The 13,900-nt window shown below is 63.0% G+C and carries 11 protein-coding genes and 1 pseudogene; 2 read left to right on the top strand and 10 right to left on the bottom strand.

Translation table 11 applies throughout. The features are described from left to right. The coding region (locus tag MOV75_RS10165) for a M23 family metallopeptidase (RefSeq protein WP_247005574.1) at positions 1–790 on the top strand (790 nt) is incomplete at its 5' end. 21 nt (positions 791–811) lie between these two features. Here MOV75_RS10165 and MOV75_RS10160 read toward each other — a convergent pair. The 10 genes from MOV75_RS10160 to MOV75_RS10115 form a co-directional block, all read right to left on the bottom strand. Further along, positions 812–2,047, bottom strand: a complete 1,236-nt coding sequence (locus MOV75_RS10160; protein WP_246921676.1) for an ABC transporter substrate-binding protein — start codon at positions 2,045–2,047, stop codon at positions 812–814. A gap of 105 nt (positions 2,048–2,152) precedes the next feature. Further along, on the bottom strand, positions 2,153–3,064 hold the full coding sequence (locus tag MOV75_RS10155) for a DMT family transporter (RefSeq protein ID WP_246921674.1): 912 nt from the start codon (positions 3,062–3,064) through the stop codon (positions 2,153–2,155). A 201-nt stretch (positions 3,065–3,265) separates the two neighbouring features. Further along, positions 3,266–3,484: an alpha/beta fold hydrolase gene (locus MOV75_RS10150; protein ID WP_246921672.1), complete on the bottom strand. Its 219-nt coding sequence runs from the start codon at positions 3,482–3,484 to the stop codon at positions 3,266–3,268. 322 nt (positions 3,485–3,806) lie between these two features. Continuing rightward, positions 3,807–4,319, bottom strand: coding sequence for a phasin family protein (locus tag MOV75_RS10145; protein WP_246921670.1), 513 nt, complete (start codon positions 4,317–4,319; stop codon positions 3,807–3,809). A gap of 233 nt (positions 4,320–4,552) precedes the next feature. Next, entirely contained in the window at positions 4,553–5,743 is a 1,191-nt protein-coding gene (locus tag MOV75_RS10140; protein WP_246921668.1) for a PHB depolymerase family esterase, read from the bottom strand. Positions 5,744–5,746: 3 nt separating this feature from the next. After that, complete coding sequence (locus MOV75_RS10135; protein ID WP_246921666.1) at positions 5,747–6,166, bottom strand: CopG family transcriptional regulator; 420 nt, start codon at positions 6,164–6,166, stop codon at positions 5,747–5,749. 363 nt (positions 6,167–6,529) lie between these two features. After that, a complete protein-coding gene (locus MOV75_RS10130) occupies positions 6,530–7,411 on the bottom strand; it encodes an NAD(P)-dependent oxidoreductase (RefSeq protein WP_246921664.1) in 882 nt (293 codons plus the stop codon). A 2-nt stretch (positions 7,412–7,413) separates the two neighbouring features. Then, positions 7,414–8,545, bottom strand: a protein-coding gene (gene prfB / locus MOV75_RS10125; RefSeq protein WP_246921661.1) for a peptide chain release factor 2 whose coding sequence is annotated in 2 segments (ribosomal slippage) — positions 7,414–8,475 and positions 8,477–8,545 — 1,131 coding nt in all. Because the reading frame shifts where the segments join, the coding sequence is not laid out codon by codon here. Positions 8,546–8,655: 110 nt separating this feature from the next. Continuing rightward, positions 8,656–11,160 (bottom strand): penicillin-binding protein 1A, encoded by a 2,505-nt coding sequence (locus MOV75_RS10120; protein WP_246921657.1) that lies wholly within the window; start codon positions 11,158–11,160, stop codon positions 8,656–8,658. Positions 11,161–11,467: 307 nt separating this feature from the next. Beyond that, positions 11,468–12,766, bottom strand: coding sequence for an N-acetylmuramoyl-L-alanine amidase (locus tag MOV75_RS10115; protein ID WP_246921653.1), 1,299 nt, complete (start codon positions 12,764–12,766; stop codon positions 11,468–11,470). A gap of 705 nt (positions 12,767–13,471) precedes the next feature. Between MOV75_RS10115 and MOV75_RS10110 the strand changes: the two are divergent. Next, positions 13,472–13,900: pseudogene (locus MOV75_RS10110) on the top strand (S1 RNA-binding domain-containing protein); the annotation flags it as partial.

Raw genomic sequence — 13,900 nt, 5'->3', positions numbered from 1 at the left:
GGACCGTGAGGCGCGGCTCGAATCGCGCGCGCCGGCCGTCGCGGCAGCGCCGACCAACCAGTTCGCCAAGAACCAGGGCTTCGACAATGTCCTGGTCCGGCTCACGACCTCGCTCGATCAGGTCGAGCGTCGCCAGATGGCGGCGCTCAGCGCCGTCGAGGAAGGCATGGATTCACGCATGCGCCGGATGCGCGGCGTCGTCAGCGATCTCGGCCTCAATCTCGCCAATCTCGAAGCCGCCGTGCCGCGCACGGCGATGGGCGGGCCGTTCGTGCCCGTCAAACTGACGGCCAATGCCGGACCGTTCGAGAAACAGCTCAACCGCATCAACATCACGCGTGCCGAGATGGATCGTCTCAACCGCACACTGGCGCTGGTGCCCTATCGCAAGCCCGTGATCGGCGAGGTCGAGTTCACCTCCGGCTTTGGCGTCCGGAGCGATCCGTTCCTCGGACGGCCCGCGATGCATACCGGGCTCGACTTCCGCGCCGCCAGCGGCGATCCGGTTCGCGTCACCGCCTATGGCAAGGTCGTTTCCGCCGGCTGGTCCGGCGGTTACGGCCGCATGGTCGAGGTCGACCACGGCAATGGGCTTTCGACCCGCTACGGCCATCTCTCCGAGATCAACGTCAAGGTCGGCGAGATCGTGAAGATCGGCCAGGTCGTCGGTCTGGTGGGGTCGACCGGCCGCTCCACCGGCCCGCATCTGCACTACGAGACCCGCATCGAGGGCGAAGCCGTCGATCCGCAGAAGTTCTTGCGCGCCGGTGTGCGCCTCAGCGCGGGCTAGCGCCGGCTCAAAGCTGGCGAGCTACTGGCTGCGCTCGTGCCCGACCTCCCCGGTGATGACGTCGCCGAACAGCTCCCAGGCTTGCCCGTTGAAACGCATCAGCTGCATCTGCTCGATCGGGAAATAATCGTCCGGCGAGGTGTTGACCATGATGCCGGGTAGCATCAGGTCAGTGTGAAAATCCTTCAGGTTTGCCGCTTGCTTCATGACGTTCTCACGGGTGAGATTGTCGCCGCACTGTTTCAACACCTGCGCCATCGCTTCGGCCTGGACATAGCCATAGACGTTGTTGGAATTGGCCTTGTCGCCATCAGGGTAATACTTGTCCATGAACGCGCGCCAATTCACCACGGCGGGATCCTTGTCCCAGGTCGGATCGGTCGGGTCTTTCAGATAGACCGTCGAGATGATGTCCTTGGAATAGTCGAGGCCGGCGGGCTTGAGCACCGAGGCGACCGAGGTCGCGGTGTTGGCCAGGAAGAATTTCGGCTTCCAGCCGAGCTCGCCGACCTTCCGGATCGCCTGCGCCGATCCTTTCGGCGCGGCCCATGAGAAGAAGATGTCGGCGCCGGAATCGTGAAGTGCAACGATCTGCGAGTCGATCGAGGGATCGCTGACCTCGTAGGATTTGTCCGCGATGATCATGCCGGCCTTGTCGCCGAGCCCGTCCTTCAGACCCTTGAACTGGTCCTTGCCGGCGTCGTCGTTCTGCCAGAACACCGCGATCTTGCTGTTGGGGAAATGATCACGGATGTACTTTGCGTAGATTCTCCCCTCGCTCTGGTAGTTGGGTTGGAAGCCCATGGTCCACGGGAAATTCTTGGGGTCACCGAACTTGGTGCCGCCGGACGCGACGAAGAGTTGCGGCACCTTCTTGGCGTTCATGTATTTCATGATCGCGGAATTCGAGGGCGTGCCGAGCGGCTGGAAGATCAGCAGCACTTCGTCGCTCTCGACCAGCTTGCGCGCCTGCTCGATCGCCTTCGGCGGCGAATAGGCGTCGTCATAGCTGATGAAGTTGATCTTGCGTCCGTTGATGCCGCCCTGGTCGTTGATCATCCTGAAATAGGCGGCCTCGGTCTTGCCAATCACACCATAGGACGACGCCGGCCCGCTATAGGGCATGATGTTGCCGATCTTGATCTCGGTGTCGCTGGCGCCGGGGTCGTATTTCTTCTGCGCCAATGCCGGTGCCATGACGAGCACGCCGGCAGCAAACATGGCGAGGGCAGCAAGGTTTTCGCGACGACTTGGCATCGTTCTCTCCCCTATGTTTTTCTAAATAGTCTTGGTTTTGCGGAGAGTGTCGCAAGGCGGCTTGCCGCTGGCAAGCGCTTCGATTTTCCGCAAAATGAAACGAACCTACGTGCCGCGTCGCAGCAGGCTCACTGCGCGCCCGTCAATCACGAGCAAGGCGCTGCCGATGACGATGGCGCCCGCAATCTCCCGCATCGAGATCGGCTCGCCCAGCAGCAGCCATCCCAGCAGAATGGCGGTGACGGGAATGAGCAGCGTCACCAGCACGACGTTGCTCGCACCCGAGCGCCGCAGTATCTGAAAGAAGACGATGTAGGCGAGCGCCGTCGAGAGGCCGGCGAGGCCAAGCACCGCAAGCCAGGTTGTGAGGCTCGGCATCGGCAGACCCCAAGGCTGCTCCACAGCACTCGCAACGAGCGCCATCATCACTGTGGACGCCATCAGCTGAAACGTTGCCGTGCCGAGCGGGGCCGAGTCCTTCAGCAATCGCCGGGCCGCCAGTGCCGCAACGCCATAGCTCAATGCGCCGCCCAGGCAGAGCAGGATGCCGAGCCCCTGCCCGGTCCTGGTCTCGATGCCCCATCCGCGCAGGATGATCACGCCCGCAAGGCCCAGCGCCACACCGGCCACGCGGCGTACCTGCAAAGCCTCCTCGCCCGCCGCCGCCATCACGAGAACCGTGAACAGCGGCGTGGTCGCGTTCAGGATCGAGGCCAGCCCGCTCGGAATGAACGTCTGGCCGATCACGATCAGCGAGAACGGGATGACATTGTTGAGCAGCCCGATCACAACGAATGGCGTCCAACCTGAGATGCTCTTGGGGAAGCCGAGCCCCCGCACGCGCAGGAGTGGCACGAGAATGGCCGCGCCAAGTGCCACGCGCAGAAACACCAGCGTCAGCGGCGGCAATTCCCGCAAAGCGGCGCCGTTGAAGAAGAACGAGCCGCCCCAGAGGATCGAGAGCACCGCGAGCAGCGACCAGTCGCGCGCGTCGATCCGGTTGTCACTCGATGGCATGGGCTCTCACATCCGTGGTCGAGCCCGCGGACCTAGGGCGACGGGGCGAACAGTGCCACCCGATTTCCGATGAAATGCCGGTTTACGAAACCGATGCCGGCAATGAATAGGGCGATCGAATTTGTCCCACGCGATGGTGACCGGCCAGGACGTTTAACTCATGAACCCGATCAGCCCGCGCGGAGGCTGCGCCTTGTCCGTTCAGTTTTCAATAGCGGACATGGCGAGGCGCTTGAGCTGGGAGTGGCCGACCACCACGGGATTGCGCACTCCAAGTTGATCAAAAGCCTTCGCGATGGGCGTCCAGATGCGCGTGCGCGGACGGTCGCTGTAGCCAAACCCTGGCCGGTCGAAGCAAACGACGCGATAATTGTGGGCCAGGTGGTCGACCAAACCGCTTAGGACGAGATCCTGAATCATGGTGCCGTTCCCAGGACCACGCAAGGCGCGGCGGCATCGCCCCGTTCGATACAGTGAAGGCGCACACCGTCGCAATCGGTAAAGACGCCGATAGGCGGATTCGTTCGCTCCGCTGTCACCTGAAACGCGATGTTTGCCGAGGATCAGAACGACAAGTCATTCCTGATCGCGGGTCCCTCGGATTGGTGGCATCTAACCCGCTAAGGGCTGCTGATTTCGCTCCCTCGTTGTGAGCCGCTCTCCCCAGCCGAAAGAACCGTGATCGGCGCGTGCGTGATCCGCGTTTGCGTCCATCCTTTGCCGCAGCGGGTACGGCTTGCAGTTATCGTCCCGGCAGAGCCGTGAGCTCTCGGGGCGGCTTGATGCGCCAGAACGGATATGCCGCCAGTTCGTTCGAATGCTGCGCGAACATATCGACCCGTCTGCTTGTAAACTCCGTAATGACGCCGAAAAATTCAGTTGGTGACCTGATCGTCGCAAGTCTCAGGGCGAATTCGAAAGCAAATTGCGCGTTGGCCCCGGCTATCTCAAGAAGCTTCGCTTGATACGCCTGCATGTTTGCCGTCGCTAAAGCAAAGCCTTTCGTTGGATCGCTATCCGTCATTCTCTGACTGAGGTCATCTACTAAGGCATCGGCCCGAGGCTCAATGATAGAAACCTCGTGTTTAGGATCATCATGAAGCTCAGGAGGCGGTTCGATCGAGACTGCCGCAGCAGAGTGAAGTAAATCCTCTTTTTGGCTTCTAACAACGGCCTGCTTGTTCCGTTGGGCCCGCGCGGCCATTTTCGGATTGCGGGCGCGCTTTGGCGCTGTCGCCGGTTTGCGTTTGCTCATCTGACGCTCCATGAAAATGGGGGGCGACCACAACGGTCATTTCTGAAAGGACAACAGGCTTTGTGACGTGGCGTTCCAAGCCCCGTGCTTTGTTGGAGTCCCGCATGAACTGAGACCAATTGCACGTTCTGCGATGTCGACGATGATTTTAGGTAGCAAGTCCAACCAACAAACGTCTAACTGGCGATCTTCCTGGCCCATGCTCAACGGCGTCAGTCTGAGAACAAGCCAGACTACCCACCGAGCGAATGCTCGAGGAAGAAGCGCAGCATTTCCCTCGTCGCATCCGGCCCTTGCGGATCAGTGTAGGACCCGGCGGGGCTGCCTCCTGACCACGCGTGTCCGGCGCCATCGATGTTCCAGTGTTCGGAAATCGCCCGACCGGCCCCGTCGATCAGGACGGTGCGAGTATAGGCATGGCCGCCAGGTACGCGTCCGCGAAGTACCTTCGTCGTCGGCCGCGTCGCCCTGGCGGACTGCTCGATAATCTGATCGCCATTCTTTGGATGCACCGTAGTGTCGCAATCGCCATGGAAAACGATGGTCGGCACAGAGGTTTTGCCATCCGCAATTGCCTTGGAGCCGCCTCCCTGCCGCATGGCGACGAACGCGGAGGGAAGATCGCTCGCGGCTCCGCACGCGAGGCCCGAATGAATGCCGACCGCCGCATACAGGTCGCTATACGTTGCGCCCATGATGGCGGCGGCGGCCCCGCCGGCCGACAGACCCGCGACGTATACGCGCTTTGGATCGATCGCATGGTCGCGCATGATCTGGCGGGTAATTCCGGCGATCATCGAGGGCTCGCCCCCGCCGCGGCGCTGGTCGCCCGTGCGAAACCAGTTCCAGCACTTCGAATGATTGGCTCCGCTCGGCTGCTCAGGATAGACCACGAAGCAATTCTGCTCTTCCGCCAGGAAGTTCATCCGGGTGCCGGCCGCGAAATCGTCCGGCGACTGGGTGCAGCCATGAAGCATGACGATCAGGGGAAGCCGTTGTCGCTGACAGCGGCTTGGGATGAACAGCTTGTATATCCGGCTTCCCGCGGCGTTACTGAAAGTACCGGCGATAAACCGTGTGCCCTCGGGCATGATGTCCGATGGGGACAGAGGAGCGCGCGTGATCGGACTTCGCAGGCCGAGCCCGGAAAAATCCCCCATGCCGTCGAGCAGTAAGGAGCGTCTGCGTCCCTGAGCAGAGCGGGTCGGCGCAATCTGCGGAGCTTCCCGTTCCTCGACAATTTCGGCCGTGGCGTCGATGGTAAGCGGATCGAGCCGCGGGTGCCGAGCCTGAGAGGCGCCGCGAGACTCCGGTCTTGGAGCGCTACCGCCCTGGAGCATGCGCTGCAGCAGCGCGGTGGCCTCGACCAGTTGGCCAGCACGGGTGAGACGGGTTGCTTCGCGGACTATGTCTTGATTCAGCATCGTTCACCTCGTTCTGTCGGCGAGAGCGGCCTTGACCGCGGGAGTGGCGTGAAGGGCCCCCAGCACCGAGACCGACGCGATTGTGGCGCGAGCCAACTCGGGAGTGACGTCCTGGGCGATGGTGGCTAAGCCCAAAACATTGATCTGCAGCATCTCGCCGGCGCGCCGCGCCGCTTCGAGATCCTCGCGAGTGTAGTTGCGCAGCCCGAGGTCCAGTTTCTTCCGGGCCGTGGATCGTCTGACGACCTCTACGTGGCGCTCGAGCTGGTTCCGGATTGCTGTCCGGATGAAATCGGTCCGGTTCGAATAGAACCCTTCCTGCACCATAAGATCGACGTGACCGAGGTCGACATAGCCAAGGTTGATCGTGATCTTCTCGGTGTCGGGGGCCTTGGGTCGCAGCTCGCGCACATTATCGGCCATAGCTAACATCCATTCTTACCATCCCTCTGGATGGTATATGGATGTCACCTAGATACTTCCAAGCGCCTTTCAAGGGCGAAGGACGGCCTTGGGGTCAATGGCTGCCTTGCTCCGCTCGCATCGCCCTGTTCGGGTCGCCTTCAGGAAGCAGACCTAGCTGCACTCAGAGCTAAGGTCAGGGATGGGCCACAAGCCGCCGAATACCTTCAAGGTCGGAGACTTTCGCTTTGCCTTGCTAAGCTGAAGTTTATGAGCACACGCCCTAAAGCATGATCCGGAAAAGTGCGCAGCGGTTTTCCGAAAAGATCATGCTTAAACAACAACCTAAAGCGCGGTGACGATTCATCCTAATCGCATCGCGCTTTAGGACCGCTTCTTCGGCCGCGACACCAGCTCGATCATCCTGCCTTCATCATCATCCGGCATCGCAGCCTTCGCCTGCGCGTAAGACTCGACCGCGGCACGCGAGACCAGCGGCTTGTCCGCCAGCAGGCTCTCCGCGAGCTTCACCGCATAGGCTGCATCCTTGTGCCGCAGCGCTGCCGTGAAGGTCGCGCCGGAAAAATCGCGGGCGACCATGCGCTTGGAGTGACGCTGCACCTGGGGGCTTGCGGCCACGCCCGCCTGGATCGATTCCAGCACAAGATTCATGTCGAGCCCGGCCTGCTCGGCGATCGCGAGGCCCTCGGCGAGCCCGGCGATCTGGATCGCGCCCATGAGGTTGTTGATCAGCTTGTAGACCGTGCCGGTGCCGACGGCGCCGAAATGGCGGATGGTCGAGCCGATTGGTTCGAGATAAGGCCGCGCGCGCTCGAGATCGGCCGCGTCGGCGCCGGCCAAGAGCGTCAACTTCCCGGCCGCGGCCGCGTCTGGCAATCCGGTTACGGGACAGTCGATGTAGATCAGCCCGCGCGCGTTGAGCTCGCGGCCCATCTCGCGGGCGTGGTCATAAGAGACGGTCGAGCATTCGATCGCGATGGTGCCTGATTTCGCGGTCTTGGCTGCGCCCTTCGGCCCGAGCCAGACTGCGCGGGAGGCTTCGTCGTCCGCCACCATGGTCACGACGGCGTCGGCATCGATCGCGGCATCCTCAGGCGAGGTCGCCCAGTGCGCGCCGCGCGCGATCAGGTCGTCAGCCTTGGCCTTGCTGCGATTCCACAGCGTCACCGTGAAGCCGGCATCGAGATAGCGGCCGGCCATACCGTGGCCCATCCGTCCAAGCCCGATGAAGGCGATGCGGGGCATGATCAGTCCACGTCCTCAATGTCGGCACCCGTGGTCCCGAAGGCGCGTTGCGCCAAGGTCGCGGCCATGAAGTCGTCGAGCTCGCCGTTGAGAACGCCCGACGTGTCGGAGGTCTGCACGCCCGTGCGCAGGTCTTTCACCATCTGGTAGGGCTGGAGCACATAGGATCGGATCTGGTGGCCCCAACCGATATCGGTCTTGGCAGCCTGGTCGGCAGCGGCCTTCTCCTCGCGCTTCTTCAGCTCGATCTCGTAGAGGCGCGCGCGCAGCATGTCCCAGGCCTGGGCCCGGTTCTTGTGCTGGGAGCGGCCGGCCTGGCAGACCACCGCGACACCAGTCGGAATATGCGTCAGCCGCACCGCGGATTCGGTCTTGTTGACGTGCTGGCCGCCGGCACCGCCCGAGCGCATGGTATCGACGCGGACGTCGGATTCCTTGATGTCGATCTTGATGCTGTCGTCGATGACGGGAAACACCTGCACGCTCGAGAACGAGGTGTGCCGCCGTGCGTTGGAATCGAACGGCGAGATGCGGACGAGGCGGTGCACGCCAGCTTCGGTCTTCAGCCAGCCATAGGCGTTGTGGCCCGAGACCTGGATGGTCGCCGACTTGATGCCGGCCTCTTCACCTTCGGACTCTTCCAGGAACTCGACCTTGAAGCCGTGCGTCTCGGCCCAGCGCGTGTACATGCGCAGCAGCATCTGCGCCCAGTCCTGGCTCTCGGTGCCCCCGGCGCCGGCGTGGACTTCGAGATAGGAATCGAAACGGTCGGCCTCGCCCGACAGCAGCGCTTCGAGCTCGCGCCGCGCGACTTCCTTCTTGAGGTTCTTCAGTGCAGCTTCAGCTTCCTTGACGACGCCCTCATCGCCCTCGGCTTCGCCGAGCTCGATCATGCCGATATCGTCTTCGAGCTCCTGCTCGACCTTGCCGATGCCGCCAAGCGAATCCTCCAGCGAGGTCCGCTCCTGCATCAGCTTCTGGGCCTTCTGGGGATCGTTCCAGAGGTTGGGATCTTCTGCGAGCTTGTTCAGCTCAGCGAGGCGCGCCGTCGATTTCTCGACGTCAAAGATGCCTCCTCAGCAGCCCGACTGACTGCTTGATCTCTTCTACCAACCGTTCGATTTCGGCGCGCATGTGGTTCTCTGATCTCGCGGAATTGGTCCGCGTTCGATTGCAACGGGATGTAACGGCGGCAGCGCCAAAGCGCAACCGCCTGGGACCTCAGCGGTCGGCGTTATCCGGCCTCAGTACAGTCCGCCGGTGCCGGGCCGCATGAAGAAGCCGGAATCCGGCTGCTGCTGCTGCGAGGCCGGCATCCGCCCGTCGGCGTCGGCAACGCCGATGACCGAATAATTGTCCGGCGGCGCCGTGCCCGGCTTGAAGGCTTCAAGGATGGTCCCGCCGGTCTCACCGGGACCTGCGCGCATACCGGTCTTGGAGACGACGCGCACGAGCTTGATGCCGGCAGGCACCTTGAACGGAACCGCGGGCTTGTCGGCAAGCGCGAGCTTGAGGAAATCGCGCGCGATGGGAGCCGCCAGATGGCCGCCGGTTGCGGCATTGCCCTTCCCCAGCGGCCGCGGCTTGTCGTAGCCCATATAGATGGCGACGGCGACGTCGGGCGAGAAGCCGACGAACCAGGCGTCCTTGGCCTCGTTGGTGGTACCGGTCTTGCCGGCGACGGGCTTGCCGACTTCCTTGATGACGGTGGCCGTACCGGCCTGCACCACGCCTTCCATCAGTTCGGTGATCTGATAGGCGGTCATGGAGTCCAGCACCTGCTCGCGGCGGTCGATCAGCTGCGGCTCAGGCTGGCTCTTCCAGCCGCCCGGCGCGTCGCAGCCGCGGCATTCGCGCTGGTCGTGCTTGAAGATGGTGTGGCCGTAGCGGTCCTGAATACGGTCGATCAGCGTCGGCTTCACCCGGCGACCGCCATTGGCGAGCATCGAATAGGCCGTCACCATTCGCATCGCCGTCGTCTCGCCGGCGCCCAGCGCGTAGGAGAGATAGTTCGGCAGTTCGTCATAGACGCCGAAGCGGCGGGCATATTCGCCGATCAAGGGCATGCCGATGTCCTGCGCGAGGCGCACCGTCACCGTGTTGAGGGACTGCCGCAGCGCGTTGCGCAGCGTCACCGGTCCCTGGAACTTACCCGAGGAGAAGTTCTCCGGCCGCCACACGCCTGCGCCCTGCCCCTGATCGATTTCGATGGGTGCGTCGAGCACGACGGTCGAGGGCGTATAGCCGTTGTCGAGCGCAGCCGAATATACGATCGGCTTGAACGACGACCCCGGCTGCCGGTAGGCCTGCGTCGCGCGGTTGAACTGGCTTTGGTCGAACGAGAAGCCGCCGACCATCGCGAGCACCCGGCCGGTCCAGGGATCCATCGCTACCATGGCGCCGGACACTTCGGGGATCTGGCGCAGCCGATACTGGCCTTCGACCGGCTGTCCCTCCTTGCTGTAGAGCGGATCGGCATAGATCACGTCACCGGGCGCTAGCACCTGCGCCACGGACGTTGGCGTCTTGCCCCTGGCATTGCCCTGGGCCGCCCGCGCCCAGCGCACGCCATCGAGTGTGACGAGGCCGGTCTCGCGCTGCTTGCTGATGGCGCCGCCAAGTTCGCGGCTGGGCTGGAAGCCGATGCGCGCCGACTGGTCGCTGGTCTCCAGCACCACCGCCATGCGCCACGGCGAGATGTCGGAGAGTGATTTGATCTCGGCGAGCTTGACGCCCCAATCGCCCGAAATATCGAGCTTGCTCATGGCGCCGCGATAGCCCTGCTGCTCGTCATAGTTCACGAGGCCCGAGACCATGGCCTTGCGCGCCATCACCTGGATCTTCGGATCGAGCGTGGTGCGGACGGAGAGACCGCCCTCGTAGAGCTTCTTCTCGCCATAGCGCTCGAAGATGTCGCGACGGACTTCTTCGGCAAAATATTCGCCGGCGAAGGTGTGGGCGCCGTTGGAGCGGTTGGTGACGGCCAGCGGCTCCTTGCGCGACTTGTCGGCGTCGGCCTGCTTGATCCAGCCGTTCTCGACGAGACGATCGATCACGTAATTGCGGCGCTCGATGGCGCGGTCGCGGTTGCGAACCGGATGCAGCGTCGCCGGCATCTTCGGCAGCGCGGCCAGGTAGGACGCTTCCGCAACCGTCAGCTCGTTCACCGACTTGTCGAAATAGACCAGCGAAGCGGCTGCGATGCCGTAGGCGCCGAGGCCGAGATAGATTTCGTTCAGATACAGCTCGAGGATCTTGTCCTTCGAGTAGGTCTTCTCGATCCGCATCGCCAGCAAGGCTTCCTTGATCTTGCGGGCGAAGGAGACCTCGTTGGTCAGCAGGAAGTTCTTCGCGACCTGCTGGGTGATCGTGGAAGCGCCCTGCGGACGGCGGTTGGAGCCGTAGTTCTGGATGTAGACAACGCCGGCGCGCGCCATGCCGGTGTAGTCGATGCCGCCATGCTCGTAGAAATTCTTGTCCTCGGCCGCCAGGAACGCGTTGATCACTAGCTTGGGCACGGCCTGGATCGGCAGATACAGCCGCCGCTCCTTGGCGTATTCGCCGAGCAGCGAACCGTCGACCGCGTGCACGCGGGTCATCACCGGTGGCTCGTAATCCTGAAGCTGAGAGTAGTCCGGCAAGTCCTTGGAGAAATGCCAGATCAGGCCTGCCACGGCCCCGACACCGACAAGGAACATCACCGTTCCCGCGGCGAACAGGAAGCCCATGAACCGCACCAGCAAGCGCATTATGTGTTTATCCGTTCAAACTCTGGATCAGCCCAGTATCAGCCCCTTGGCGCCCCAAACAGGCGCCAACTTCACGTCGCGAATTCACCGGCTTACGCAATACCATCAGTGCCGGACTTAAGACGCTTGCCGAACGGGGTTCTCGCCGATTCCGGAACCCCCTGCGGCATTTTTATAAAGCGCCCGCTGTGGCCAAACTAGGGCTATTGCGAAGGGACGGAAAAACCCTTTCAGTTTGAAGACCCCCAGGGTCGCCCAATGGGCGATCCCGAGGTCGTCAATTTGACGATCCCCGGGTCCCGGGTCGTCAATTTGACGATCCCGCCGTGGCCAACCGCTTGGTCAAAAACCCGTCGATGGCCTGCGCCATCGAGCCCACAGCGCGGGACCGCCAGCCCTCGGAGACCAGATGCTCGAGGTCACCCTTGTTGGAGACATAACCGATCTCGACCAGCACCGAGGGCACGTCGGGCGCCTTCAGGACCCGGAAACCGGCCGACTTCAGGGGATGCTTGTGCATCCGCACCGTCGACTTCATTTCACCCATCAAAAGGCGAGCGAAACGGTTTGAAAAGGTGCGGGTTTCTCGCTGCGTGAGGTCGATCAGGATGTCGGCGACGTCGGTCGGCTCCTCCGCCAGGTTGAAGCCGGCGATCGCATCTGCTCGGTTTTCCGCATCCGCCAGCCGCTGGGCCTCGGCGTCGGACGCTTTGTCGGACAGCGTATAGATGGTCGCGCCCTGCGCATCGCCCTCGGCACGAGGCAGCGCGTCGGCATGAATCGAGACGAACAAGGCGGCCTTGAGATTGCGGGCGATCTTGGTCCGGTCATTGAGCGGAATGAAGGTGTCGTCATCCCGCGTCATGACCACACGGTATTTACCGGCCTTCTCCAGCTTGTCGCGCAGCGCCAGCCCAAAGGCCAGCACCAGGTTCTTCTCGCTCTCGCCGCTCGACTGCGTGCCATTGTCGATGCCGCCATGGCCGGGATCGATCACGACCACCGGGCGGCCGTCGGCCTTCTGCTGCGCCGTTTCCGGGGCTGTCGTCGCGGGAGCCGGCGCAGGCTTCGCCTCGGCGATGGTGGGCCGCAGCTCGGGACGATTTTCCGACGCGAGCGACTGCGCGAAGGCGGCACGGTCGACCTCTTCCAGCTCCAGCACAAGCCGGGCCGGCTGGCCGTTGGCCGCCTCCACCACGTAGGACTTCGCGATCCTGGCCGGTCCCGTCAGGTCGAACACGATTCGCGAGCCGCCGGGCATGACGAGCCCGTAGCGGAACGCCTTGACCAGTCCACGCCCCCCGGCGGCCCCTGTGCCCGCTGGCAGCTGAAAATTGACCTGCGGCACGTCAACGACCACCCGGTACGGGTCGGCCAGCGTGACGGCACGGAAGGTTATGGCCTGGTCGATGTCGAGAATGAAGCGAGTCTGCTTGCCGTCGCCGGCCAGCCGGGCGGCCGAGGCAACCGGGAAATTCGCTACCGCAACAGCGGGTTGCGGCTGGCTTTCCGCCGCCCTCAGGCGCGAGGAATCAGCACATGGCAATGCTGCAGCGCACAGTAGCGCGCATCCCAGCAGAATCCGTCGATTTGTGCGGCTCGCCACCGATTCCGTGCCTCCGAGCAGCCCTTTTAACGCAATAGAACCACAGGGTTAATCGATCCTTAATGACGGAAACACGAAACTCGCTGACTGTGACCGCCGTGCGACGCTCCCTTGCACGTATGGCTCATTCCTCGTATGTACGGAATGCTGACGGCCGATATTTCCGGTTGTGTCGCATTCAGCCTCCCGGTGCATCGCCGGAACTCTCAAGGTTTGAGAATTCCAGCGTTTTCCGTTCCCCTCTAAGACCAGCGCGGTGCGCGGCAGCGAGATGGAACGGGTCAAGCGTCGGCGGCGGACGGTCCTAGGTTACCACTCGCGTGACCGGGACAGTTCTGACAGCGACGTAACCCATTACCCGGTCCCTTGATCCCAAGGGAGCGGTTCGTGATCCCCAAGGCGAGCGCGCTCGCGCCATGCCTGGCCAGCAGCAACTGATTGAAGGGCGGCCTCGCCGCCCAATGTTTCATACGGGCCGACGCTTGATGCGCCAGACTGTGCCGACGAATTCTGAAGGACCATTCGCGACGCTGCGGAGTGAAAATCCCGCACGCCGCCTTGATCCTGAAGCTTCCGGTTCGGCAAGGCGCGAGAGACGGCGTTTCGGCCTTCCCCTCACCCCCGAATCAGGTGGACCGTCGCGTCACCCGGCGGCGCGATACGCGCCCACGGTGAATCGCGCCCGCCGCCGCCAAGAGTTAAGACATGCCCAACAAGATGTTGATCGATGCCACCCACCCGGAAGAGACCCGGGTCGTCGTGGTCCGCGGCAATCGCGTCGAAGAGTTTGATTTCGAGACCGCGCAACGCAAGCAACTGCGCGGGAATATCTACCTCGCCAAGGTCACAAGGGTCGAACCCTCGCTCCAGGCCGCCTTCGTCGAATATGGCGGCAACCGCCACGGCTTCCTCGCCTTCAGCGAAATCCATCCCGATTACTACCAGATTCCGGTCGCGGACCGGCAGGCGCTGATCGAGGCCGAGGAACAGGCCCATCGCGAGGCCGAGGAGGAGAGCGAGAACCGCTCTCACGGCCGCCGCCGTTCGCGCCATCGCAACTCACGCCGCCGTAGTCACGGCGAACGCGTCCGCAGCGACATCGTCGAAGGCACCGATCCCGCGGCCCAGCCGATC

The sequence above is a fragment of the Bradyrhizobium sp. PRIMUS42 genome, assembly GCF_023006515.1.
Classification (GTDB): domain Bacteria; phylum Pseudomonadota; class Alphaproteobacteria; order Rhizobiales; family Xanthobacteraceae; genus Bradyrhizobium.
This window is presented reverse-complemented; position numbering and strand designations above follow the sequence as displayed.

Coding starts and splice junctions, on each gene's coding strand:
- MOV75_RS10160 (WP_246921676.1), bottom strand. CDS start 2,047: ATGCCAAGTCGTCGCGAAAACCTTGCTGCCCTCGCCATGTTTGCTGCC.
- MOV75_RS10155 (WP_246921674.1), bottom strand. CDS start 3,064: ATGCCATCGAGTGACAACCGGATCGACGCGCGCGACTGGTCGCTGCTC.
- MOV75_RS10150 (WP_246921672.1), bottom strand. CDS start 3,484: ATGATTCAGGATCTCGTCCTAAGCGGTTTGGTCGACCACCTGGCCCAC.
- MOV75_RS10145 (WP_246921670.1), bottom strand. CDS start 4,319: ATGAGCAAACGCAAACCGGCGACAGCGCCAAAGCGCGCCCGCAATCCG.
- MOV75_RS10140 (WP_246921668.1), bottom strand. CDS start 5,743: ATGCTGAATCAAGACATAGTCCGCGAAGCAACCCGTCTCACCCGTGCT.
- MOV75_RS10135 (WP_246921666.1), bottom strand. CDS start 6,166: ATGGCCGATAATGTGCGCGAGCTGCGACCCAAGGCCCCCGACACCGAG.
- MOV75_RS10130 (WP_246921664.1), bottom strand. CDS start 7,411: ATGCCCCGCATCGCCTTCATCGGGCTTGGACGGATGGGCCACGGTATG.
- MOV75_RS10120 (WP_246921657.1), bottom strand. CDS start 11,160: ATGCGCTTGCTGGTGCGGTTCATGGGCTTCCTGTTCGCCGCGGGAACG.